19 protein-coding genes and 1 pseudogene are annotated in these 24465 nt (G+C 69.1%); 11 read left to right on the top strand and 9 right to left on the bottom strand.

What is annotated here, in order from left to right; translation table 11 throughout:
- Positions 1-43 precede the first annotated feature (43 nt).
- Complete coding sequence (locus FDZ84_RS32560) at positions 44-1759, top strand: NB-ARC domain-containing protein (protein WP_168588974.1); 1716 nt, start codon at positions 44-46, stop codon at positions 1757-1759.
- Positions 1760-1776: 17 nt separating this feature from the next.
- Here FDZ84_RS32560 and FDZ84_RS32555 read toward each other — a convergent pair whose 3' ends face one another.
- Positions 1777-2049: a hypothetical protein gene (locus FDZ84_RS32555; protein ID WP_168588973.1), complete on the bottom strand. Its 273-nt coding sequence runs from the start codon at positions 2047-2049 to the stop codon at positions 1777-1779.
- On the opposite strand from FDZ84_RS32555, the gene FDZ84_RS32550 reads away from it, so the two are divergent.
- The 3 genes and pseudogenes from FDZ84_RS32550 (at position 2043) to FDZ84_RS39630 (ending at position 5256) form a co-directional block, all read left to right on the top strand.
- Entirely contained in the window at positions 2043-4703 is a 2661-nt protein-coding gene (locus FDZ84_RS32550; protein ID WP_168588972.1) for a sugar-binding protein, read from the top strand. The two genes, FDZ84_RS32555 and FDZ84_RS32550, sit on opposite strands and share 7 nt — an antisense overlap.
- Positions 4700-4996: pseudogene (locus FDZ84_RS41215) on the top strand (ARMT1-like domain-containing protein); the annotation flags it as partial. The gene FDZ84_RS32550 and the pseudogene FDZ84_RS41215, both read left to right, overlap by 4 nt.
- 86 nt (positions 4997-5082) lie before the next feature.
- Positions 5083-5256, top strand: a complete 174-nt coding sequence (locus tag FDZ84_RS39630) for a hypothetical protein (protein WP_246868589.1) — start codon at positions 5083-5085, stop codon at positions 5254-5256.
- A 200-nt stretch (positions 5257-5456) separates the two neighbouring features.
- On the opposite strand, the gene lhgO is transcribed toward FDZ84_RS39630, so the two are convergent.
- A complete protein-coding gene (lhgO, locus tag FDZ84_RS32540; RefSeq protein ID WP_168588971.1) occupies positions 5457-6704 on the bottom strand; it encodes an L-2-hydroxyglutarate oxidase in 1248 nt (415 codons plus the stop codon).
- Positions 6705-6781: 77 nt separating this feature from the next.
- Here lhgO and FDZ84_RS40230 point away from each other — a divergent pair, with 77 nt between their 5' ends.
- Positions 6782-6916: a hypothetical protein gene (locus FDZ84_RS40230; protein WP_256413599.1), complete on the top strand. Its 135-nt coding sequence runs from the start codon at positions 6782-6784 to the stop codon at positions 6914-6916.
- A gap of 161 nt (positions 6917-7077) precedes the next feature.
- On the opposite strand, the gene FDZ84_RS32535 is transcribed toward FDZ84_RS40230, so the two are convergent.
- The 3 genes from FDZ84_RS32535 to FDZ84_RS32525 all read right to left on the bottom strand — a co-directional run bounded on the left by FDZ84_RS32535 (position 7078) and on the right by FDZ84_RS32525 (position 8777).
- Positions 7078-7443 (bottom strand): RNA-binding S4 domain-containing protein, encoded by a 366-nt coding sequence (locus tag FDZ84_RS32535; RefSeq protein WP_168590519.1) that lies wholly within the window; start codon positions 7441-7443, stop codon positions 7078-7080.
- 129 nt (positions 7444-7572) lie between these two features.
- Positions 7573-7956: a DUF397 domain-containing protein gene (locus FDZ84_RS40225; RefSeq protein ID WP_168588970.1), complete on the bottom strand. Its 384-nt coding sequence runs from the start codon at positions 7954-7956 to the stop codon at positions 7573-7575.
- Complete coding sequence (locus FDZ84_RS32525; protein WP_246868588.1) at positions 7953-8777, bottom strand: helix-turn-helix transcriptional regulator; 825 nt, start codon at positions 8775-8777, stop codon at positions 7953-7955. Before FDZ84_RS32525 ends, FDZ84_RS40225 begins: the two co-directional genes overlap by 4 nt.
- A 501-nt stretch (positions 8778-9278) precedes the next feature.
- Here FDZ84_RS32525 and FDZ84_RS32520 point away from each other — a divergent pair.
- Both FDZ84_RS32520 and FDZ84_RS32515 read left to right on the top strand, forming a co-directional pair.
- A complete protein-coding gene (locus FDZ84_RS32520) occupies positions 9279-9533 on the top strand; it encodes a hypothetical protein (protein ID WP_168588968.1) in 255 nt (84 codons plus the stop codon).
- A gap of 157 nt (positions 9534-9690) precedes the next feature.
- On the top strand, positions 9691-10611 hold the full coding sequence (locus FDZ84_RS32515) for a DUF5996 family protein (RefSeq protein ID WP_168588967.1): 921 nt from the start codon (positions 9691-9693) through the stop codon (positions 10609-10611).
- A 48-nt stretch (positions 10612-10659) separates the two neighbouring features.
- Here the strand turns inward: FDZ84_RS32515 and FDZ84_RS32510 are convergent, their stop codons facing one another.
- The 3 genes from FDZ84_RS32510 to FDZ84_RS32500 all read right to left on the bottom strand — a co-directional run bounded on the left by FDZ84_RS32510 (position 10660) and on the right by FDZ84_RS32500 (position 16887).
- Complete coding sequence (locus FDZ84_RS32510) at positions 10660-14034, bottom strand: SNF2-related protein (protein ID WP_168588966.1); 3375 nt, start codon at positions 14032-14034, stop codon at positions 10660-10662.
- A gap of 59 nt (positions 14035-14093) precedes the next feature.
- Positions 14094-15911: a glycoside hydrolase family 15 protein gene (locus FDZ84_RS32505; protein ID WP_168588965.1), complete on the bottom strand. Its 1818-nt coding sequence runs from the start codon at positions 15909-15911 to the stop codon at positions 14094-14096.
- Positions 15912-16065: 154 nt separating this feature from the next.
- The gene (locus FDZ84_RS32500; RefSeq protein WP_168588964.1) at positions 16066-16887 is read right to left on the bottom strand and encodes a bifunctional allantoicase/(S)-ureidoglycine aminohydrolase; all 822 of its coding nucleotides are present in this window, start codon (positions 16885-16887) and stop codon (positions 16066-16068) included.
- Positions 16888-17255: 368 nt separating this feature from the next.
- Between FDZ84_RS32500 and FDZ84_RS32495 the strand changes: the two genes are divergently transcribed.
- Both FDZ84_RS32495 and FDZ84_RS38245 read left to right on the top strand, forming a co-directional pair.
- Positions 17256-19322 (top strand): 3-hydroxyacyl-CoA dehydrogenase NAD-binding domain-containing protein, encoded by a 2067-nt coding sequence (locus FDZ84_RS32495; RefSeq protein WP_168588963.1) that lies wholly within the window; start codon positions 17256-17258, stop codon positions 19320-19322.
- 55 nt (positions 19323-19377) lie between these two features.
- Positions 19378-19779 (top strand): hypothetical protein, encoded by a 402-nt coding sequence (locus FDZ84_RS38245; protein ID WP_210435258.1) that lies wholly within the window; start codon positions 19378-19380, stop codon positions 19777-19779.
- Here FDZ84_RS38245 and FDZ84_RS32485 read toward each other — a convergent pair.
- Positions 19710-20456, bottom strand: coding sequence for a DUF427 domain-containing protein (locus FDZ84_RS32485; protein ID WP_168588962.1), 747 nt, complete (start codon positions 20454-20456; stop codon positions 19710-19712). The genes FDZ84_RS38245 and FDZ84_RS32485 overlap by 70 nt on opposite strands.
- Before the next feature lie 314 nt (positions 20457-20770).
- On the opposite strand from FDZ84_RS32485, the gene FDZ84_RS32480 reads away from it, so the two are divergent.
- The gene (locus tag FDZ84_RS32480; RefSeq protein ID WP_168588961.1) at positions 20771-21781 is read left to right on the top strand and encodes a DivIVA domain-containing protein; all 1011 of its coding nucleotides are present in this window, start codon (positions 20771-20773) and stop codon (positions 21779-21781) included.
- Between the two features lie 188 nt (positions 21782-21969).
- Positions 21970-24387: an ATP-dependent helicase HrpB gene (hrpB, locus tag FDZ84_RS32475; RefSeq protein WP_168590518.1), complete on the top strand. Its 2418-nt coding sequence runs from the start codon at positions 21970-21972 to the stop codon at positions 24385-24387.
- The last annotated feature ends 78 nt before the right edge of the window (positions 24388-24465 follow it).

The raw sequence follows: 24465 nt of genomic DNA, 5'->3' as shown, positions 1-24465 counted from the left end.
GGTAACGTCGCATTGGGCCAGATGGCATGGGGGTGGGTGGCTCGTGGGCGATGAGGGCGAGACGAACAACGAGCAGAGCGGCACGGTCAACGGGCCGGTTGCGCAGGTGGGTGCCGTCTACGGCGGTGTTCACTTCGGCGGACAGCACCAGGCGCCGGTGGTGCCGCGGCAGCTGCCGCAGGCCGTTGCCCCGTTCGCCGGGCAGGCGGATGAACTGGCCGCGTTGCACGCCGTGCTGGCGGATTCCGCCCGGGCGGTGGTGATCGCGGCGGTCGAGGGCACCACGGGCATCGGCAAGACGGCCCTGGCGGTGCACTGGGCGAATCAGGTGGCGGACCGGTTCCCCGGCGGGCAGTTGTACGCGGACCTGCGGGGTTCTGACCCTTCCGGCTGGCCGGCGCGACCCGGCGATGTGCTCCGGAGTTTCCTGGAAGCCTTGGGAGAAGACAGGATTCCGTCGGACGTTGCTGCTCAGGCGGCCCGGTACCGCACGTTGCTGGCCGACAAGCGGGTTCTGGTGGTGCTGGACGACGTCCGCGACGCCGAGCAGGTGCGCCCGTTGCTGCCCGGTGGTTCCAACTCCTTCATCGTGCTGACCAGCCGAAACCCGCTGACCGGCCTGATCGCCGAGGGCGCCCGCTCGGTGATGCTGGACGTGCTCAGCGCGGGCGAGGCGCGCGAGCTCCTGGTCCGCCGGTTGGGGGAGGACCGGCTGGCGGCCGAGCCGCAGGCCGCCGACGAGCTGATCGAACTTTGCGGGCGGCTGCCACAAGCGCTGAGCGTCGTGGCGGCAAGCGCGGCGAGCGTGCCGTTTTCCGCGTTGGCAGCGGAGTTGCGCAACGCGGTCAGCCCGCCGGGCGTCGGCAACCTGTCGGCGAGGATGGCGGCGGTGCTCGACTGGGCCCGCGCGCGAACGGCGCCACCGCCGGTCGATGGGGACTGGCGCAGCCGCGTGCGGACCCCGGTGTGGCTCCGCAGCCCGAAGGTGCTTTTCGCGGCAGCCGCGGCGGTCGCGGCGACCACGTTGTTCGTCTCCACCCCGATGATCGCCGCTTCGAGCTTCCTGGGGCTCGGCTACCTCTTGATCCGGTTCGCCCTGCTGTTCGCCGGGTTGGTGCTGATGGAGCGCCCCGGCGGACGGGGCGCGGTCGGTAGCGGACTGGTCGTCGCGAACGCGGTCTACTGCCTCGTGGACGCGCTCGCCTCGATCCACGCCGAGGCCGATGTGTGGGTCTGGCTGGAGTTCTTCGCTGTGATCGCCCTCACCGTCATGCTGGCCATGCGGCTGGCGCCGTTCGACGTGCTGCCCCGGCGCGCCCGCATCGTGCCGCCGACCCGGCGCCCGCTCGCTTACGTCGTGGTGGGCGCAGCCGCCGCGCAGTTCATCCTGCTGTTCGCCGGGATCCCGCACGAATACGGCAGCGTGACCGTGCTGGCCGGGGTGGGAGCGCTGGCGGCATTGCTGCCGGTGGTCGCGATCGGCGGGCTGTGCGCGGCCACCGCGCTCACGGAGCCCGGCGACGAATCCCAGCGGGCCTTCGTCGCCGCGACCGTCGCCGCCTACCTCGGCCCGGAACTGCTGCTCCTGCTCGGCTCCCTGCTCCTCGGCCCCCGATTCACCTACCTCGGCAACGCCTTCTGGTCCGACGGCGCATATCAGGGTTCCTGGGGCACCTTCGCGGTTGCGCAAGCCGTCGCGGCGGCAGCGCTGCTTGCGTCGACATGGGTGCTGCTCCGGCGCGCCGCCGCACAGGCCTGACCTGGACCAGCCTGCGCTCAGCGATCCAGCCGTTCGGCGGCTTGGGTTGCCATTTCCCTGGTTGCGCGACCGACCCGCCGCGATACCTCTGTGCTGCGGTTGATTCGCGCGAGCGCGCGTGCCGCGGCGAAGCGAGTTTGATCGATCTTCGCTCCTGCTGCTCCCGCACCGCGGTCGTCCTGAAGTGTGAGATGTCGTCTGCGGTAGCTGTTCTTGGGTGCGCGGAGATCGGGGCCGTGCCATTCTCGGCGCCGCGTGATCGTCTCGTCCGAGGAGTGGATCGGTGTCATCGGTTCGTGCAGGTTCGGTTGTCGCGCTGGCGGCGGCGCTGGGTGCGGGGATTCTGGCCCCGACGGCTTCCGCGCAGCCGGATTCGCCGCAAGACCTGGAAGTTCTCTTCGTCGGGGCGCATCCGGACGACGAGGCTTCGCTGCTGTCGACCTTCGGTCGCTGGCAGCACGACCACCAGGTGCGAACCGGTGTCGTGACCATCACCCGCGGCGAAGGGGGTGGCAACGCGGTCGGGCCGGAGGAAGGACCGGCGTTGGGCCTGCTGCGCGAAGGCGAGGAACGCCGTGCTGTCGGAGGTCTCGGCATCTCGGACGTGTACAACTTGGACAAACCCGACCTCTACTACACGGTGAGCGCGCCGCTGACCGAGCAGGCCTGGCACTACGACGAGGTGCTGGCGAAGCTCGTTCGCGTCGTGCGGCAAACCCGGCCCGAGGTCGTGGTGACCATGGACCCCGCGCCCGCGCCGGGCAACCACGGCAACCACCAGTACGCGGCGCGGCTCGCGCTCGAGGCCTACCGCCAGGCCGCCGATCCCGCGGCGTTCCCGGAGCAGATCAGCGACGAAGGACTCTCGCCGTGGTCCGTGCGCCGGCTGCTGTCCAACTCGGCCGGGGCGGAGGAGGAAGCCCGCGGCCCGGACTGCGAGAAGCGCACCACCCCCGCGGATTCCCCGGGACCCGAGTACTACGTGTACGGGGTCGGCGGGGACACCAACTGGGAGCAGCGGGAACGCGTCGCCGAACGCGTGTACCAGAGCCAGGGGTGGGCCACCCGGCCGGACATCCCGGGCGATCCCGCGCAGATCGGATGCGATCACCTCACCGAGATGGCCAACCGCGCGCCGCACGTGCCAGCGGCGCAAGGCGCGGATGCGCCGTTGCTCGGGGCATTGCTGCCGATTCCCGGCGGCTTGCCGGCCGGAACCGGGCTGACCGCGACCGCAGAGCGCTCGCGGATCACCGCCGGTGGGAGCACGCCGGTTCAGGTCGAGGTGACCGCCCCGGCGAACACGGCGTTGCGGGCGGGTCGGGTCGCGCTGGATCTGCCGCCAGGATGGCAAGTCCAGGGCGACGGCGCGTTCCGGCCGCTGGAACCGGGGGCGACCGAACGAGTCGACCTAGCGGTGGCGGTTGCTGGCCAGCACCGCTCCGAGCGGGTTCAGGTGCCGGTGCGCATCGAATCCCCGCAGGGCCGCGGGGAAAGCGAGCTGCGATTCGACGTCGTCCCGCCGGTCGTGGCCGAGCAGGCGCCGCTGCCGGGTGTCGCGGAGTTCCAGCGGTGGACCACCGAAGCGCAGCTTCCGCTGCTGCAGAACGAGGTCGCACCGGTCCAGACGGTCCCGGCCCTCGGCGAACGCGATGTGCAAGTGGTCGTGCACAATTACAGCGCGCAACCCCGTTCCGGCACGGTTCGGTTCGTGCCGCCTCAGGGGTTCGACGTGCCAAACGCCGAGCAGCCGTTCCAGGCAATCGCTCCCGGGGAAACCGCGATGCTCACCTTCGGGGTGCGCAGCACGGACCCGGAAATGCCCACCGGAATGCAGGGCGGCGATCACACCTACACCCTGATCACCCGCACCGATGACGGCGCGACGGGCGAGAGCGCCGCAGCCCTGGAACTGGTACCGGCCACGACGATTCCGCAAGCCGGCACCGAGCCGGTGGTGGACGGCGAAGCGGAACCAGGGGAGTACCCGGGCACACCGCTCGACGCATCCGCGCTGTGGGAAGGTGAGGAGTGCGCGGCGCCGGATTGTGCCGCTACCGCAAGGTTTTCCTGGCGCGATGAGACGTTGTACGCGTTGGTCGATGTAATGGACGAGCAGCAGGGCGCGCTCCTGACGGCCGAGGACTGCAAGCAGCATTGGCGCACCGACGCCGTCGAGATCACCATCGACCCGAAGGCGGATTCGGAGAACACGTCGAGCACGTTCAAGGTGGCGGTGCTGCCGACCACCAGCGGATCCGGGGCACCCTGCTACGCCAGGGACGCCGACAACCACCAGGGCCCGGGCGAGGAGACCGCGCCCGGCGTCAAGCTCGCGTCCAAGCTGCGCGAGGGCGGGTACGCGGTCGAGCTCGCCATCCCGCTGCGGGTGCTGCCTGGTTCGGTCGATCCCCGGAAGCTGGGCCTGAACGTCCTGGTGTACGACTCGGACACCCAGGACCTGACCGGTCAGTCCCGGATCGGCTGGTCCACCTGGGGAGGCGTGCAAGGCGACCCGTACCGCTGGGGCTGGGCGATCCTCCAGGACCGGCCGGCCGACCAGCCGGCCCCGCCACCTGCCCCGGTCCTCCCTACGGACGCTCTGTCCTCCGTGGACTCTCCGCGGTCGATAGACCAGGCGGTACGGCTGAACACCTCGCTGGGGGGCGCGCCGCCGGCGGGCGACGCGGGAACCGGGCTCACCGGTGCGCAAGCCGGGCATGGTGAGGTTCACGCCCGCCTCGACGTGAACGCCCCGGGCCGGGTCCACTTGTTCGCGCTGGACGGCAACGGAGCAGTCCTAGCGGACCAGCAGCTCGACGTGAACGACCAAGGCGAACGAAACGTCTCGATCAAGGTCGCCAACGGCACCCCGGCGAGGGTCCTGGCCGGCTTCACCACCCCCGGCGGAGCCACCACAGCCTCCGCAACCGATGTGCCGTGAACAGCCAGAACCCTCTTCAGGCGCGGCGTTTCAAGCCGTGGTGCAGGCCGCGGTGTGGGGAAACCAGGCAGACCTCGCGTTCCGGATGTCGGCGGGCACCGAGGGCGCCGCGGCGGGATTGGTGGCCGGTGACAGCCTGCTGTTGTGGTCGCTGTTCGCCGCGCCCGGGTCCCGCCCACCTCGTCGCCGACAACTCCGCTGGCGAGCTGGCCGCCGACCTGGTGCTGGTCGACCACCTGCTGACGACCGCACGCGCGGACCGCGTCGTCCTGCACGTCAAGCCGAACCGGTACTACGTCTCCGATGCCACGCCCGCCGACGTGCTCGGCGTCCTGCACCACCTGATCGCCCGCGGCCGATCCGGACCGTGGTGGACCGGATGCTGGCCGACCACCCGGAGGTCTGGGCGGGCGCGGGCTCCAAGCACGCGATGTTCCCGACGACGTTCGGCGAGCTGGTGCGGATCACCGGCGGCTTGCCCGCCGAAGTGGAGAAACCCGAGCCGCACGCCACCCGCACCAGCTCACGACCCCACGCACCAGCTCGTGAGTGATGATTCCGGTTCTTACCGGAAAACTCACTCACGACCCCACGCACCAGCTTGTGAGTGATGATTCCGGTTCTTACCGGAAGACTCACTCACGACCCCACGCACCAGCTTGTGAGTGATGATTCCGGTTCTTACCGGAAAACTCACTCACGACCCCACGACGCCCGTCGCGGCACGTGGTTGCGCCGCGACGGGTTTCCGGGTCAGATGCCGGTCCGGGACTCGCGCACGCTCCGGGCGATGTCGGCGAGCCCGAGCTGGTCGAAGGCCTCGGCGGCGATGTGGCTGCCGATGAGCAGGCTGGAAGTCGCCGCCGGCGACGGGGCGTTGAGCACGTGGATCGCGCGCGGGGTGTGGCTGATGACGAAGTCGTCGACCAGCTCGCCGGTGGCCTTGACGGCCTGCGCCCGCACGCCGCTGCCGTGCCGGCGCAGGTCTTCGCCGTTGATCTCCGGCAGCATCCGGCGGACTTCGCGGACGAACAGCGGCCAGATCAGCGATCGGCTGATTTCCGCGAGGCCGTAACGCCAATAGCGTCGCGCGAGCCCGCGCAGGGCGGGGTCGCGCAGCAGTTCGCCCAGCATGCGCGGGTCGACGTCGCGCCACCGGTATCCCTGGCGCGCCAGGGCGGGCACGGCGTTGGGACCCACGTGCACGGTGCCGTCGAGCATCGGCGTCACGTGCACGCCGAGGAAGGGGAGCTCCGGGTCGGGAACCGGGTAGACAGGATTGTTGATCAGCCCGCGGCGAGCCGGGCGGATCTCGGCGTATTCGCCGCGGAAGGGCATGATCCGCACCGGCGGCAGGTGCCCGGCGGCTTCGGCGATCTTGTCGCTGTGCAAGCCGGCGCAGTTGACGATGATCCGCGCCTGGACCTCGCCGGTGGGCGTGTGGACGACTGTCCGGTCGCGGCCGACGGTGAACGACCGCGCCGGCGAGTTCGTGCGCAGGTCGGCGCCGAGTGCGGTGAGCTCGGCGGCGAAGGCGCGGCATACCTGGCCGAAGTCGGTCATCGCGGTGTCGGCGACTGCCAACGCGCCGACCCCGGCGACGTGCGGTTCCCGCTCGGCGATATCGGCGCGGCTCAACCGCTGCACCGTGACCCCGTTTTCCCGGCCTCGGACTGCGAGCGCGTCCAGCCGCGGCAACTGGTCCTCGGCCGTGGCGACCACGATCTTGCCGGTGCGCTTGACCGGCACGCCGTGCTCTTCGCAGTAGCGAATCATCGCCTCCCCGCCGGCGCGGGCCAGTCGCGCTTTGAGGCTGCCCGGGGCGTAGTAGAGGCCACTGTGAATCACGTTGCTGTTGTGCCCGGACTGGTGCGCGCCCCACCGCGATTCCTTCTCCAGGACAGCCACGGCGGCGTCCGGGTGTGCGCGCAGCACCGCCCTCGCCGTTGCCAGCCCGAGCAATCCACCGCCGATGATCGCCACGTCGACCTCACCGGACATCCGGGAACCTTCCTCTCGCATTGAACCGCTGCGAATGTATACAGTCGCTGCGGATAGGAGTCTTCGACATCAACTCGATGGCCGGCAAGCCACCGTCGGTGATGTGGGAGTACCTGTTCACCGACGACGACGCTGCCGCCACCGCGCGTGCCTGGTGCCTTGATAGAGCTCTGATCGCGGAGTGGCTGGTCACCGGCCAGGGCACCGGGTGAGCGATCCCGTGCGCGGTCGGCGGTTTCGCTACGACGAGCTGCGGGCCTCGGTCGTGGTCCTCACGGCGCCACGGATCGTCCGTTACATGATGGTGGGCCCGGCAGGGGTGACCCGCTTCTTCCCGGACCGGGCAGCGATGAACCAGGAGCACGCCCGCCGGTCAGATCCCCCCGTCGCGGAACTTTTCGATCATCCGGCGGTCGCGCTTCGTGGGCCGTCCGGCGCCCCGCTCGCGGCGGGCCACCGGCATCGTGACCTCCGGCGGCGGGGCCGGCGTCCGGTCGATGTAGCAGGTGGAGGCATCGGCCGCGCCGACGCGCCGCTGGATCACCCGCACCACCTCGACAATCCGGGTCCGGTCACCGACGCGCGCTCGGATTTCGTCACCGGGGCACACGGTGGTCGCGGGCTTGGCGGGGCGGTCGTTGACGCGCACGTGCCCGCCGCGACAGGCTGCGGCGGCGTCCGGACGGGTCTTGGTCAGCCGGACGGCCCAAAGCCAGCGATCAACACGGGTGGACTCCACAGCACTACATGATTGCACGATCAGCCAAGGCCCGAAGCGGGTGCGGTCGGCGGCCTTCAGGTGACTCCCTGACACGGCACGGGGCTGTGAGTCTTTCGGGCGGCCACGAGACTCACAGCCCCGTGCGGATCAGGCCGCTGGCTGGGCGGAGTGCGGAAGGTCGAACTCGCCGGCGCGGACCCCAGCTACGAAGGCATCCCACTCGGCCGCCGTGTAGGACAGCGTTAACGAGCGCGCGGGAAGCGACTGGAGATCGGCCCCGCCGTCGGTGCGGTGCACGATGCGGATGGTGCCGCTGGTGCCGACGGGAAGTCGCCCGGCGACCTCGGCGAGCAGCGTCGACCAAGCGTTGCCGGACACGCTGATGACAGGACCTTCGCCGCAGTCCTTGGAATCCCGAACATAAACTGCCCTGTCGCTGAAGCGAACTTCGACGCACGCTTGCGACGGGTTGCTAAACGAACTCTTGAACCAGCCGGTTGTCGGCTGCGTGGATGAGGCAGCGGTGTTCATGACGTCTCCATCTCCTTGCGGACCTGATGGATCATCTCAAGCGAAGCATCGAGATCCAGTGCGCGGTCCACCGCTTCGTCGAAGCTGGCACTGAGTTCGCGCACCACGTGCGGCTTGTCGATCAAAGATCCCGTGGTCACCGACTCCTGCCAGACCATGTCGGGCAGCCAGCGAGAATCGAACGCCAACAAGACGAGCCCGCCGCCGATGACCGGATGCGCGCCCGCCGTGTAGGGCATGACGTGAATTCTGAGGTGGTCATGGCTGTCTTCGGCGAGTTTGGCAAGACGTGCCAGCTGGTTTGCCATGATCTCGCGACTGCCGACCTCTTGGCGGAGGGCGGTCTGACCGATGACGACGGTGCACGTGAACGGGTCGGGACCTTGTAGGCGAGTTTGCCGCGCGAGTCGGGATTCAACGCGGGGACCGACGTCGACAGGTTTGATGTAGGGCGATCCGCCTCGGATCATGGCGCGGGCGTAGTCAGCAGTCTGCAATGGACCAGGAATGGTCTCGGGCGCGTATTCACGTGTCGCAGACGCGCCAGCCTCAAGACCGAGGAAGCGCAGGAAGTCTTCCGAGTACATGCGCGCGTAGTCGTCCCACCAGCCGCGCTGCCCGGCTTGTGCGCGCAGCTCTTCGAGTTCGGCGTGCTCGTCGGCGGAGAGCTCGTAGACGCGCGCGAGTTCGTCGAGCTTGGTCGCGGTGAGCTTGCGCTTCGCGATCTCGATCGACGACATGTTGTTGCCGCCGATGCCGGTCTGCTTGCCCACTGCTGCGGCCGTGAGCCCAAGCTGTTCGCGGCGTTCGCGCAGGCGCATTCCCAGCTCAAGAGCCCGAACGGTGCTCGACGCAGGTGCTTGTCCCATCGATGTAGCTCTCCCTGTGTTCTCGGAGCGGTCGACAGATTGTCGATCTCAGTATCACAACCGGTCAGCGTGTACCCGATCGATCGATGCCACTCTGAGTGTTCTTGCGATAACTTGAGTGTACTCACGATGATATTGAGATCTAGTGAGGTTTCTTCAACTTAGGCAGTGTTTAGATCCGCTTCACTCGAGGAGGGGCAAATGCAGGAGTCACGCGCCATGTCACGGGCCTGCGGGATATCGGAGAGGGGCGAGGTCCGGTACTTCCAGTACCGTCGGGGCGTTGTCCCGGAGTGGTGTCGGTTCACCCACATCCTTTGCCGCACAAGGGATTCGCTCATCGTCACGTGGTGCCGACAGGTCCTCGAGTTCGACGAAGTCGAGGAATGTTCGCAGCCGGCTGGTTTGACGCTCGGTCTGCCCCGAGCTGTCCGGGAGTGCACGGACTGCATCGTGTCCGCCGCATTCGGAAGCGCTGGTGGGCAAGGAGAATCCGACGCTTTGGCGGCGGACGGCATCCCGGCGCGGATCGACACTCCTGGACAAATGGTGTCCGCCATGCGCTTGCTCCAGGGCGACCTCGCCTGCGAAGCGGAGCAGATCTCCCTCGGTGATGTCGATACGGCAAGCCTTGGATTCCTGGCTGCCGAAACGGAGCGGTTTGCCCGCGCGCTCCATCGGTTCGGGTGGCTCGCTGCACAGCGCTAGTCGAGGGGTCGCGCCCTGCCAGGCCGTGGCGTTCTCACACTGGTCGGGCGCGATTTCGCGAGGAAACGCATGCACGTTCGAAAGAGCGCTCCGCAGCGCGGCGGGGTGGTGGGGAATGCACACTGGGGCCGTCAGTCACGCGTGCCGGGGGGCGGCTATGACGGGTGTTCGAGATTCGGTCGGGGATTGGCCGTCGCTGCGCGTGCAGGATTGGGCCGATACTCGCGACACGCTGCACATGTGGACCCAGGTCGTGGGGAAGGTCCGGTTGGCGATGGAGCCCATGGTCAACCACTGGTGGCAGGTTCCGCTGTACGTCTCGGCTCGCGGGCTGACCACCTCGGTGATGCCGCACGGCGGGCGGTCCTTCGACATCGAGTTCGACTTCTGCGCACACCAGCTGCACATCCGGTCCAGCAGCGGCGACGCGCGGGAGGTCCGATTGGAGCCGAAATCGGTCGCGGAGTTCTACCGGGAGACCATGGCCGCGCTCCGCGAGCTCGACCTGCCGGTTTCCTTCTGGACGATGCCGAGGGAGATCGAGCATGCCATCCCGTTCGAGGAAGACACCGAACACGCCTCCTACAGCCCGGAGCACGCGCGCCTGTTCTGGCGGCAGCTGCTCGCCGCCCACCGGGTGCTGACCGAATTCCGGTCCCGGTTCGTGGGGAAGGTCAGCCCGGTCCACTTCTTCTGGGGCGCGATGGACCTGGCGGTCACCCGGTTCTCCGGCCGCACCGCACCGGAACATCCGGGCGGCGCCCCCAACTGCGCGGACTGGGTGATGGTCGAGGGTTATTCCCACGAGCTCAGCAGCTGCGGCTTCTGGCCCGGCGGACCCGGTGAGGGCACCTTCTACTCTTACGCGTACCCTGAACCCGCCGGGTATGCCCAGCACCCGGTCCGCCCGGACGACGCCTCCTACAACCCCGAGTTCGGCGAATTCCTGCTGCCCTACGAAACCGTGCGAACCGCAGCGGACCCGGATGCAACCCTGCTCGAGTTCCTGCAGACCACCTACGAAGCCGCCGCCGAACGCGGTGGCTGGGACCGCGGCCAGCTGGAAACCACCCGGTAATCGAGGCGTGGTGCGTGTGGGGCGTCGATTACCGGGGCGACTTTCCGGCTAGGTGAGCAGTTCGCGGATGTCTTCTGCGTTCAGGCCAGCACCGAACAGATTGCCCTCGTCCATAACGCCGGCGAAAAGTTCGCTCTTGCGGGCCTTGAGCGCCATCACCTTCTCTTCGATGGTGTCCCTGGCGATCAGCCGGTACACCATGACGTTCCGTGTCTGCCCGATGCGGTGGGTCCGGTCCACCGCCTGCGCCTCGGTCGCGGGATTCCACCACGGGTCGAGCAGGAAGCAGTAGTCAGCCTCGGTCAGGTTCAGCCCGAACCCGCCGGCCTTCAGGCTGATGACGAAAACCGGGGCCGATCCTTCCTTGAAGCGCTTGAGTACTGATGCCCTGGCCCGGGTCTTGCCGTCGAGGTAGCAGTAGTCCAGACCTTCGGTCGCCAGCCGGGCGCGCACCGTATCCAAAAATCCGGTGAACTGGCTGAACACCAGTGCACGGTGTCCACCGGCGGCCACGTCCCGGAGTTGATCGATCAGCGTGTCGAGCTTGGCGGACGGCATGTCCCGGTGCTCGTCGCCAACGAGCCCGGCGTGCAGGCTGAGCTGACGCAACAACGTCAGCGAACGGAGAATGGTGAACCTGTGCTTGTTCATGTCGTCGATCAGACCGAGCACCTTTTGCCGCTCTCGTTGCAGGTGGGTCTGGTAGAGCTTGCGGTGCCGAGGATGCAGGTCGACGTTCAGGACCTGCTCCTGCTTTTCCGGAAGATCGGCGACGACCTGTTCCTTGGTGCGGCGCTTGACCAGTGGTCTTACTCGTCGCCGAAGTTGAGCGAGCAGTTCCGTGTCGGCCTGCTTCTCGATGGGAGTCGCGTAGTAGTGCCGGAATTTCGTCGGGTTCGGGAACAGTCCGGGCGAGGTGATCGACAACAGCGACCACAGCTCCATCAGATTGTTCTCCATCGGCGTTCCAGTGACCGCGAGTTTGAACTCGGTGGGCAGCCGCCGGGCGCATTGGTAGATCTTCGACTGGTGGTTCTTGACGAACTGGGCTTCGTCCAGGATCAGCCCGGACCACGGCAGCTCGTGGTATTCGTCGAAATCGATGCGGAACAACGCGTATGACGTGATCACCACATCGGCGCCTTCGATGGCCGCGTCGAGGTCCTGCCCCCGGCGCTGCCGGGTTTCGGTGATCGGCACGGTCGTCAGGCCAGGGGCGAATCGGTCCGCTTCGGAAGCCCAGTTCGACACCACGCTCGTCGGCGCGACGATGAGGAACGGTGCGCCGTCCGGTTCGGTGTCCTTGGCGTGGCAGATCAACGCCAACGACTGCACGGTCTTGCCGAGCCCCATGTCATCCGCGAGGATGCCGCCGAGGCGGTGCCGCCACAGAAACGCCAGCCAATCGAAGCCGTCCCGCTGGTACGAGCGCAGCTGGGCCGCGAGCGTTGCGGGAACATCGGGCGAATCCAGCGACTCCAGCGACAACAGGCCCTGCACCTGCTTGCGCCAGGCGGTCGCCTGGCCGTCGACGACACCGAGTGCGGCGAGCTCGTCCCACAGCCCAGCCTGGAAGCGGCTGATCCGCAGCGTTTCGCCTGGTGAATCGTGCAGCGTGCGCGCTTCCTCGATCAGCCTGTACAGCGTCTGCAACTCGGGCTTCTGCAGCGAGAAGTATGCTCCGTCATCGAGCAGCAGGTGCGTCTGGTCCGTCGCCAGAGCCGAGAAAACCCGGGCGAACGGCACTTCCCTTCCCTCGATCCTGATGCTCACACCAAGGTCGAACCAGTCTGTTTCGCCGGAAACGTCGTGGGTAGCCACGCCGATCTGCAGCGAGTCGCTTACCTCGCGGTAGTCGGCCGGCTCCCCGCTGACCTCGACGGCAACGCCCGGCTGGTCATCGAGCAGCGGTAACAGCTCGGTGGTGAACCGCATGGTGTCGATGGCGTCGAGCGCGGTGTCGTTGAGCGCGGTGTCGTTGAGCGCGGCGTGACCGCTGCGGCTGGGCTCGGGGTCGTAGCCCCGCAGACCAAATTGGTCCAGCGGAGCATTGAGCCCGGCGAGCACTTCGCGCTCGGCGACCAGGTCGCGATAGCCCGCGGCACCTGTCTGGTCCGCGGCCAGCGGCGCGCGTCGCTGCTCCTCGCCGATGTCGTAGGCCCACTCCCAGCTGAGTTCGAGATTGTGCTTAGCGCCGTAGTCGGCATGCAGCACGAGCGTGGGATCCGAGATCGCTGGTGGGGTGAACGACTCGTCGGCGGAGATGATCGGTGCCAGGTGGCGCAGCCGAGGGAAGTACTGCTGGCTGAACCGGGCGCTTTCGGCGGTTGGGATTTCCAGTCGCTGGCCGCTGCGCACCATTTGCTGGAGCTGTTGCGGCACGCCTCTGGCGAGCTTGATGAGGCGAAGCTGGACCTGGCCGAGATCGACGTCGCCTTGAAGCCGTGCGCGGTCGACGCATACCGCGCCATGCCCCTCGCGGCCGATGAACAGGATCGGCACAGCATCGGTGCTTTCGCCGTCGATGTGCAACGTGGGGGCGACCGCCAGCGTGCCGTCGTGCTCCCTGGCGTCCAGACAGAGCTCGCCGGCATAGCGCGCGACATCGCCGAGCGCCTTGCGCGCGTGCACCAACCGCAGCCCGACCGCCTTGGCTTCGTCCAGCAACGGCCACAACTGGCGAGAGCCGAATTCGGACAGGTCGATGGTCTTGACCTCGCCGTAGTAGCCCGAGTGGCGCGAGCTCGCCTGGTAGAAGGCGTACAACTCCTGCAACACCCGCAGGTGTGAGTCCAGGTACTCGCCGTAGTAGTAATGCGGCGAGCTCACTTTCGACCAGTTCAGGTTTCCGGCGACCCAGCCGGACCTGCCCGGCCGCACAAGCCGAGCCATCAACCTGGGTGCGGGAGCCGGCGCCCGGCCGAATGCCGGGGTCTTCTGCACGGAAAGTTCGATCGCCACCGGCAACGCTTCAGCGGAATACGTCGGTTGGTTCGGCTGGGGTTCGAGTAGTGCGCCCAGGACCCGTTCCCAGTCGTCTGCCTGTGCTCGACGCGTGGTCGGTTGTTTCTTCTTCTGGGCCTGCCGCGCCGGACGCGGCGGGGCCGGGCGCTTCTTTCTTTCCTGCGTCGCGGTCAGCACAAGAGCGACCACGTGCTTGCAGTTGAACGAAACCGGACAGTCGCACTTGCCTTTCGCGAACCCGAGAGACGCGCCGCCGAGCTCGCGGAAGTACGCCACCGTCTGGTAGAAATCGCCGGTCCGGCCGTGCACGGTGCCGGCGAGGGCGTTTTCCGGATCGTCCCAGTGCATCCGCACGACCGCGTGCTGCTCGGCGTACTGCACACCACGTGTGTAGGAGCGATCATCGACAACGGCGCGCAGGGTGTCGAGATCGACACCCTGCAAGGACACGAGCTGCATGCGGGCACATTATCGTTCGCCCCCAGGGGGGGCCTGCGCCGGTGGCATCGCGTCGGTCGTCAGCCGAGGGCTCGGTCGAGGTTGAAGGCGGCGCTGATCAGGGCGAGGTGGGTGAAGGCCTGGGGGAAGTTGCCCAGTTGTTCGCCGGTGTGGCCGATCTCCTCGGCGTAGAGGCCGAGGTGGTTTGCGTAGGTGAGCATCTTCTCGAAGGCGAGCCGGGCTTCTTCGAGGCGTCCGGCGCGGGTCAGCGCCTCGACGTACCAGAACGAGCAGATCGAGAACGTGCCCTCGGTGCCCGGCAGCCCGTCCGGGCTGGCCTGCGGGTCGTAGCGGTAGACCAGCGAGTCCGACACCAGGTGCTCGCCCAGCGCGTCGAGCGTGGACAGCCACTTCGGGTCCGTCGGGGAGACGAACTTGGTCAACGGCATCATGAGCACCGCGGCGTCGAGCACGTCGTCCTCCTCGTGCTGGACGAACGCGTGCCGCTTGTCCGACCAGCCGCGCTTCATGATCTGCCGGTAGATCGTGTCGCGGGCCTGTCGCCACCGCGGGATGTCGGCGGGCAGACCCCGGTGGTTGGCCAGCCGCATGGCGCGTTCGATCGCCACCCAGCACATCAGCCGCGAGTACAGGAAGTTCTTGCGTCCGCCGCGGGTTTCCCAGACGCCCTCGTCGGGTCGGTCCCAGTTGGCGCAGACCCAGTCCACCACGCCGACCACGTCGTCCCAGCGCTCGCTGGAGATCGGCGCACCCCACTTGTCGTAGAGGTAGATCGAGTCGATCAGCGCCCCGTAGATGTCCAGCTGGAACTGGTGGACGGCGGCGTTGCCGACGCGCACGGGGGCGGAGCCCTGGTAGCCGCTGAGGTGGGGGATTTCGCGTTCGGGCAGTTCGCTGCGCCCGTCGATGCCGTACATGATCTGCAACGGTCCCGACGAGTCGCAGTGGCGGAGGTCGACGTGCTTGGACAGGAACCCCATGAACGCCTCGGCCTCCGCGGTGAACCCCAGCCGCAGCAGGGCGTAAACGCAGAACGCGGCGTCGCGGATCCACACGAAGCGGTAGTCCCAGTTCCGCGCGCCGCCGATGCTCTCCGGGAGGCTCGTCGTCGGCGCGGCCACGATCGCGCCGGTCGGCGCGTAGGTGAGCAGTTTCAGCGTCAGCGCAGATCGGTGAACCATCTCTCGCCACCGACCGCGGTAGCGGGACGCGGACAGCCACTGCCGCCAGAACCGCACCGTGGCGGCGAACTCGCGTTCGGCCTCGGCAAGCGGGCACGTCCGGGGCATCACGTCGCCGCCGACCTGGTCGAGGGCGAAGACCGCGACCTCGCCCTCGTGCAGCTTGAACGCCGACCAAACGTCCGTTCCATCGGGCTCGACCGGCACGCTTGCGGTCAGTGCCAGGGACAGCGACTCCGACTCGAAGATCGCGTGGCAGCCCTCGATGCGCAGGGTGTGCGGACGCGTGGCGTAGTCGAGCCGAGGCGCCACCCGGGCGCGGAACGGCAGCGACCCCCGCACGCACACCACCCGGCGGATCAGCCGGTGCCGGCCTGCCTCGCGCGAGTCGTTCACGATCGGCATGAAGTCCTGAATCTCGCCGACGCCGTCCTCGGCGAAGAACCGGGTGATCAGCACGTTGGTGTCCGGGAAGTAGAACTGTTTGGTCCGCGCGGGCACGTCGGCCGCGAGTTCGAACGAGCCGCCCCGGTCGGCGTCGAGGATGGCGGCGAAGACGCTCGGACCATCGAAGCGGCCGCAGCAGTACCAGTCGATCGTGCCGTTGGTGCCCACCAGCGCCACGCTGCGCAAGTCGCCGATCAACCCGTGGTCGGCGATCGGCAGGAATCCCGGAGGTTGTTGGCTCGGAGTCACGGGCGCCTCCCGTGCGGTGTTCCCCGTGCGCCTGCTCGCCGGCGCCGGGTCCGACACCCTTGTTCTACTATGCGCCCCGGCGATGCACCAGTGTGAACGAGCGTGGCCCGGCGGAATCCGCCGGGCCACCGCTGCGCCGTGCCTGCGACGGGCGTCAGGTCAGCTTGATCTGCCGGTTGACGTCCTTGTAGAGCAGGTAGCGGAACTTGCCCGGACCACCCGCGTAGCAGGCCTGTGGGCAGAAGGCTCGCAGCCACATGAAGTCACCGGCCTCGACCTCGACCCAGTCGTCGTTGAGGCGGTACACCGCCTTGCCCTCGAGGACGTAGAGGCCGTGCTCCATCACGTGCGTCTCGGCGAACGGGATCACCGCGCCGGGTTCGAACGTCACGATGTTGACGTGCATGTCGTGCGAGAGGTCGTTCGGGTCGACGAACCGGGTGGTGGCCCACGCACCGTTGGTGTCGGGCATCGGTGTCGGCTCGATGTCCTGCTCCTGCACGGCGAACGCCTTCGGCGTCGGGTAGCCCGCCACCGGCTCGTAGGCCTTGCGGACCCACTGGAAGGCCGCCGCGGCGTCGGACTCGTTGGCCACCGACCAGCTGTCGCCCGCCGGGAGGTACGCGTACCCGCCCGCGGTGAGGACGTGCTTCTCGCCCTCGATGACGACGTTCAGCGTGCCGGTGAGCAGGAACAGCACCGACTCGACGCCGCTCTCCGGCTCAGGCTCGGTGCTCCCACCGCCGGGCGAGACCTCGACGATGTACTGCGCGAACGTGGTGGCGAACCCGGCAATCGGCTTGGCGAGAATCCACGCGCGGGTGTTGTCCCACCCGGGCAGGTTGCTGGTGACGATGTCGCGAAGCACGCCACGAGGGATGACGGTGTACGCCTCCTTCACGACGGCCCGGTCGGTCAGCAGCGTGGTCTGCGACGGCAGGCCGCCCTCGGGGGCGTAGTACGTCGGCTCGCTCAAGTTGCAACTCCTGTCTTGATCGACGTTCACACGCTGCCGTGCAGTGCTTGCCGGGTGCGCCGCGGGCGGAGCGTTGTGTGATGCGGACAGCGTAAGACCCCGAAGCGGCTCGGGAACATCCGTGAGTGTTTGTGGGTGCTATGGCACCCACAAACGCTCACGGGTGTTTCCAGGTGTGACCCGGACCCTCCTCGACCAGTCGCTACAGCCAGGCGTTGAGATCGCCGAACTCCCCCGAATCCGTGAGAAGGTGTGTTCGCCACCGAGGATTTCCGGGAGGGCGTCCAGTCCTTCGTGGAACGGTGCGCGGCCGTCTTCCAGGGCCGATGAGCCGAGAACAACGCACAACCAGAGAGCGGGTCTGCTGCATGTCCACCGAGTACGCCCTCGATGGTCCCGTCGCGATCATCCGAATCGAGAACCCCCCGGTCAACGGGCTCGGGCACGCCGTGCGCGAGGGCATCGTGCGGGATCTGCGCCGGGCCCTGGACTCCGCCGACGTGGAAGCCGTCGTGCTGACCGGCCGTCCGGGCTTCTTCTCGGCGGGTGCCGACATCACCGAGTTCGGGACGCCCAAGTCCGCGGCCGAGCCGACGCTCGGCGACGTCATCGCCGCGCTGGAGACCGCCGGCAAACCGGTCGTCGCGGCCATCGACGGCACGTGCTTCGGCGGCGGGCTGGAGCTCGCGCTGGGCACGCACTACCGGGTCGCCACCGCCGCCAGCAAACTCGGGCTGCCGGAAGTGACGCTCGGGCTCGTTCCCGGCGCCGGCGGCACCCAGCGGCTGCCGCGCGTCGTGGGGCCCGCGGTAGCGGCCGAGATGATCACCAGCGGCAAGCCGCGCACCGCCAAGGCGCTCGCGGGAGTCGAAGGGCAGCGGTTGCTGGACCGGGTCGTGGACGGCGACGTGGTGGCGGCCGCGACGGAGTTCGCCCGCGAGATCGCCGCGGCGCGGCCGCTGCCGAAGGTCCGGGACCTCAGCGTCGGCCGCGTCGACGAGGTGAGCGCGATGCGCGAGCCGCTGCGCCGTCGCAGCCGCGGGTTCGAGGCGCCGCTGGCCGCGCTCGCACTGGTGGAGCTGTCCGGGACCGCGCCGTTCGACGAGGCGATGGCCGAGGAACGCCGGACGGTCCTGGAGCTGATGGGCGGTCCGCAGTCCGCCGCGCTGCGGCACGCCTTCTTTGCGGAGCGGGCCGCCCGCAAGCTCCCCGACGTCCCGCGCGAGACGCAGGCCCGCGCCGTCGAGAAGGTGTCCGTCATCGGCGCGGGCACGATGGGCGGCGGGATCGCGATGAACTTCCTCGACGCAGGTATCCCGGTCGTGATCGTGGAAACCGGCCAGGAGGCGCTGGACCGGGGGCTGGGCATCATCCGCCGGAACTACCAGGCCCAGGTGAACAAGGGGAAGCTGGCCGCCGACGTGCTCGGACGCCGGATGGCGCTGCTGATGCCGAGCCTCGACTACGCCGACGTGTCCGACAGCGACCTCATCATCGAGGCGGTTTTCGAGGACATGGCCGTCAAGCGCGAGGTGTTCACCAAACTCGACGCGGCGGCCAAGCCCGGCGCGGTCCTGGCGTCGAACACCTCGACCCTCGACATCGACGCGATCGCCGCGGTGACGGGGCGGCCCCGGGACGTCGTCGGCATGCACTTCTTCAGCCCCGCCAACGTGATGAAGCTGCTGGAGGTCGTGCGCGGCGCCGAGACCGCCGACGACGTGCTGGTCACGGCGATGACGGTGGGCCAGCGGGTCGGCAAGACCGCAGTGGTGTCCGGGGTGTGCGACGGCTTCATCGGCAACCGGATGCTGGCCAAGTACCGGGAGGCGGCGATGGAGCTGGTGCGCGCCGGGGCGTCGCCGGCCGAGGTCGACTCCGCGATCGAGGGCTTCGGCTTCGCGATGGGCCCGTTCCGGATGGGCGACCTGGCGGGCAACGACATCAGCTGGGCGATCCGCAAGCGCCGCTATGCGGAGGACCCCGACGCGCCGCGCGACGAGATCTCCGATGCCCTGTGCGAGTTGGGGCGTTTCGGCCAGAAGACCGGGGCGGGTTGGTATGACTACCAGTCCGGAAGCCGCGAGGCGATCCCGAGCCCGGTCGTCGACGAGCTGCTGGCCTCGTTCCACAAGAAGCACGGCATCAAGCGCCGGAGCTTCGAGGCGGAGGAGATCGTGCAGCGCCTGGTCTTCGCACTGGTGGACGAGGGCGCGCGGATCGTCGACGAGGGAATCGCGCTGCGCGCCTCGGACATCGATGTGGTGTACCTGGCGGGCTACGGATTCCCCCGCCACCGCGGCGGCCCGATGCACTACGCGAACGCCGTGGGCACGGCCAACGTGCTGGCCGCGCTGCGCAAGTTCCACGACGAAGCCTGGGAACCGGCGCCGCTGCTGGTCCGGCTGGCCGACGAGTCCGGAACCTTCAAGTGACGTAAGCCCCGACCCGCCAAGCAACGGCCACAGCGGATGCGTTTCGCTGATCCGGGTGCGCAGCGCCGCTCTGAACCCGGTGGACTGGAAGCTGATGGCCGGGTACCTCGACGGCGCGATGCAGACGTACTTCGCGCTGGAACAAGCGGCCGAGGCGCTGCGGCTGAACCAGTTCGCGGAGCGGGTCCGGACCGTCGTCGCCGTGCTCGCCGAGCAGGAGCGGGACGCGGCCGAATTCGCGATCGCCAAACGCGTCTACGTCGCCGTCGACGAAACGCCCGAGCGGAGGCGGGAGCGAATTAATGCGGCGCTGGAAAGGCTTTACGGGCGCCGCTCCTCGACCATCGAGGCCGCAGCGGTCGCCCGAAGACCGTCCACGATGGATGATCAGGAGAACGGGGTGCGCGGCTGCTCCTGGCGTTCGCCGTCGATGGTGATCTCCACCCGCTCGTCGTAGAAGCAGGCGAGACCGGCGATCTTCTGGCTCTCCGGGAGCGGCGTGCGGTAGGTCCAGGCGATGTCGGCGTGTTCGGTGCCGTCGATCATCGCGTTCCAGTACGTCGCGGTTCCCTTGTACGGGCATTGGGTTCGCCGGTTCGACGGCCGCAGCAAGTCCATCCGGACGTCGGTCAGCGGGAGGTAAGAACGCGGCGGCAGCCCGGTCTCGAACAGGACGTGCGGGCGATGCGAGTCGGCCACGACGACGCCGCCGATCCGCACGGTGACGTGCCGCGAGCTGGCCAGGACGTCGACCCGCTTGTACGGGTCGCGGGGGTGGACGTACACGGGCTCGTCCTCCTCGAACCACTCGTCCATCGCGCCCCATTCGAGCCGCACCAGGCCCGGTGCCGCAGAGGAGTCCGGAAACTGCACGGCGGCGCCCTCGGCGACGGTTCCATCGACCAGCACGTCGTGCACGTCACCGTCCCCGACGCGGTCGATGTGGCGGGTTTCACCGGTCGGGCGCAGCTTCGCCTGGACGTCCTCCGCCGGTAGGTAGTAGGTCGGGTAGTAGGGGTGCTCCCAAACGAGCATCGGACCCCTGGTGTCCGCGACCAGCCGGCCGCGGAGGTAGGCCCGCACCCGCTTGGGCGATCGCTGGATCCTCGGCTGCTCACCGGTGTTGTCGGTCATCGTGCCCTCCGATGTCGTGCGGTACCCCCATCTTGGCTCTCGCGCGCGTGGCGGACCAACAGTCCTAAGTGGATGATCTAACGGGGTGGGGCTTGGGCCGTTCGGACGTGCCTGCTGGGCGCACTGTCCGAAGTCGGCCGGGCACGCGGCGCAGCGTGGGGCGAACGCCCCATTTCCGGGGTGGTCGGAAGGCTTGATCTCGCGCCTGGCCTTGGGCAAGCTGTTCGCGCAGAACGGGCGGGTCGGGGGCTCAGGCGTGGCACGCCGGGCAAGCGTCCGAGAAGTGGACGCGGCATGCCCTGGAGGCACGAGGAATGCTCACCCCCGACGACGTGCACAACGTTGCGTTCGCCAGGACGTGGCGGCGCAGCCGCGGCTTCGACGAGGCAGAGGTCGACGAGTTCCTCGAACGCGTCGAGGCGACGCTGCGAGGGAAGCGGCTGGTGACCGTACGCGATGTGCTTACCGCCCGGTTCAGCCCGGGCAAACCTGGGCGGGCCTACAAGAGGACCCAAGTAGCTGAGTTCCTGGACCAGATCGCGCTGACCCTGATGAAGCTGGAGGTGCGGGAGTCCGAGCGCCGCGGGCAGCGGGGGAGCCGCACGGCGAGCGAGCGGAAGACTGTGGTCCGGCGCGTCGACCGGGCTGTGGCGGCGCCGCGGCCCGAACCGGCGCAGCGGGTCGCCGAGCGCGTGCCGCCGGGACGTGTCGAGGTCTTCGACGGCCACGCGACGTCGCAGTCCGCGCTGGACAAGGCCGAGGTCGACGCGTTCATGGACCGCGTCGAAGCCACCCTCCGTGGCGCCGACACGCTCACCGCGCAGGACGTGCTCGGCGTCCGGTTCAACCCTCCCGGGCCGGGCCAACCGGGTTACCAGGAGGCCAGCGTCTTCGCCTTCCTCGTCATGGTCTCCACGATCATCAAGCACATGACACCGCGCCAGGGGGACCTTCCGACGCGGCGTATCCCGATCGGCCGCACCTTTCCGCGACCGGTGGGCCCGGAGATGCCCCAGCTCACCTCGGAGGCGATCGGCAGCGTGGTGCTGAGCGGTTCGACAGCGAACAAGCCCGGCTACGACGAGGCCCAGGTCGACGACTTCCTGGACCGCGTCGCCGCGACCCTGCGCGGCACCGACACGTTGACCTCGAAGGACGTGCAGGCCGTCGTCTTCCGCGAGCAGCCCGTAGCCGGTGCCGGCTACGACCAGGCGGAAGTCGAATCGCTGCTGGGCCTCATCGCGGACCGCCTGGATAGCGACGCCCCGCCAGCGCCGGTGGGCGTTCGCCCCGGACGGAACCGGGGTGAACGCCCACGCGGTTGATCACGAGCCCAGTGTCATCAGCTGCGCAGTGCCTTGCGGGACAACAAGTTGCCCAGGTACTGGGCCGCCTGCACCAGCACGATGATGATCAGCACCGCGATCGCGGTGATGCCTCACTCGAAGCGCTGGTAGCCCTAGACGAGCGGGCATCGGGCGTCGGCTGGCCGGGATGGCAGTATGGGGCCGTTATGCTCGACTTCCCGGATCTTCCCGTACGTTCCGCGCTCGGCGACGTCACCCGTGCTCTTTCCGAGCACGGCACGGCGGTGCTGGTGGCTCCGCCGGGCACCGGGAAGACGACGTTGGTCCCGTTGGCGCTTGCCGAGCAGGGCCTGCGCGTCGTGGTCGCCGAGCCGCGGCGGTTGGCGACCCGGGCCGCGGCGGAGCGCATGGCGAGCCTGCTCGGCGAGAAGGTCGGGCAGCGCGTGGGGTACTCGGTTCGGGGCGAGCGCCGTCGTGGTGCGGAAACGGTCGTCGAGGTGGTGACCTCCGGCCTGCTGGTGCGGAGGCTGCAATCCGACCCCGAGTTGTCCGGGGTCGACGTGGTGATGCTCGACGAATGCCACGAGCGGCATCTCGACGCGGATCTCCTCCTGTCGTTGCTGCTGGACGCGCGGGACGGTCTGCGGCCGGATCTCCAGGTGCTGGCGACCTCGGCCACGGTGGCGGCCGGCCGGGCGGCGGAACTGCTCGGCGCCGCCCCGGTGCTGGAGGCGCACGCGCGGACGCACCCGGTCCGAACCGCGTACCTGCCGCCGGCGCGAGGCGAGCGGATCGAGTCTTGCGTGGCGCGGGCGGTGCGCACCGCGTTGGCCGAGCAAGACGGCGATGTGCTGGCGTTCCTGCCCGGGGCCGCCGAAATCCGCCGCGTCGCTGGCCAACTCGATAGGTCCGATGTGGACGTTCTGCCGCTGCACGGGCGGCTCAGCCACGCGCAGCAGGATTCGGCGCTGCGGGTGGGGGAGCGGCGCCGGGTGGTGCTGGCGACGGCGGTCGCGGAATCGAGCCTGACCGTGCCCGGCGTGCGCGCCGTCGTGGATTCGGGCCTTTCCCGGGTGTCGAGGGTGGACAACCGGCGCGGCCTGGCCGGGCTGGCCACGGTTCGGGTGTCGGTGGCGGCGGCCGAGCAGCGGGCGGGCCGCGCCGGCCGGCAGGGGCCGGGTGTGGTGTACCGGTGCTGGCCGGAGCACGAGCACAGCACGCTGCCCGCCTACCCGGAACCGGAGATCCGGACGGCGGACCTGACCCGGCTGGCCCTGGAACTGGCGTGCTGGGGAACGCCTGACGGGTCGGCGCTGACGTGGTGGGACAAGCCGCCCGCCGGTGCGCTTGCGGCGGGCCGGGAGGTGCTGCGCGGGCTCGGCGCGTTGGAACCCTCCGGCGCGGTGACCGACCGGGGCCGCCGGATGGCCGAACTGGGCCTGCATCCGCGGCTGGCCCGGGCCTTGCTCGACGGCTGCGAACTGGCGGGTGTGGACATCGCCACCGAGGTCGTCGCCCTCCTCGACAACGATGCCCTGACCAACGAAATCGACGTGACAACCGCACTTTCCCGATTGCGGCGGGGCGCGCCGGGCAGCGATCGGTGGCGCCGCGAGGTCCGCAGGCTGCGTGCGTCGGTGCAGCCGCACCCCGGAACCTCCGATCGCGACGATGCGGCGCTGGTCGTCGCGCTTGCGCAGCCCGAGCGGCTCGCGCGGCGCCGGGGAGCGGACTCGGCGGTGTACCTGATGGCGTCCGGCACGGCGGTGGAGCTGCCCGGCAACTCCGGGTTGCGCGGCTCGGAATGGCTTGTCGTGGCTGTCGCCGACCGGGCCCCTGGCAGCGCTTACGGCACCGTCCGCATGGCCGCACCGGCAGGCGAGGAGCTGGCCCGGAGCGCGGCGCCCGCCCTGGTGACCACCGGCGACGAGATCGGCTGGGCCGACGGCGATGTGCGCGCGGTCCGGATCGAGCGGCTCGGCGCGATCGTCCTGAGCCAGCGGACGATCCGCGACCCGGACCCCACCGAAGTCCGGAAGGCGCTGCTGGCGGGCCTGCGTGCCGAGGGGCTGGAACTGCTGTCCTGGAACGAAGATGCGCGGCGGCTGCGCCAGCGGCTCGGGTTCCTGCACGCCGCGCTCGGCGATCCCTGGCCCGCCACCGACGACGGAGCGCTTCTGTCCGCAGTGGACCATTGGTTGGAGCCCGAGCTCTCGGCGGCCCGGCGGCGGGCCGATCTCCGGATTCCGGCGGGCGTCGCGTTGCGACGGCTGATCCCCTGGTCGGCCGCGAGGCGGCTGGACGAACTCGCGCCGGATCGGATCGAGGTCCCGTCCGGCTCCCGCATCAAGGTGGACTACCGGGACGACCGCCCCGCACTGCCCGTGAAGCTGCAGGAGGTCTTCGGCTGGCAGGACGTGCCCCGCATCGCCGACGGCCGGGTCCCGGTCGTGCTGCACCTGCTGTCCCCGGCAGGGCGGCCGGCGGCGGTCACGGCCGACCTCGGCTCGTTCTGGCGCAGCGGGTACCAGCAGGTGCGCGCGGAACTTCGCGGTCGTTACCCGAAGCACCCGTGGCCGGAAGACCCCGCCACCGCGACCCCCACCCGCCGCACCCGGAGGTGAACCCGGTGGCTCGTCGTGCCGCCGATCAGTGCCGGAAGGCGTCCCCATCGGCCGGGCGCAAGTGCACGATCCGTTCAC

Source organism: Saccharopolyspora sp. ASAGF58 (assembly GCF_012277335.1).
In the GTDB taxonomy this organism is placed as follows: Bacteria; Actinomycetota; Actinomycetes; order Mycobacteriales; family Pseudonocardiaceae; genus Saccharopolyspora; species Saccharopolyspora hattusasensis.
The sequence above is the reverse complement of the archived record's forward strand: the minus strand, read 5'-3'. Positions and strand labels throughout refer to the sequence as shown.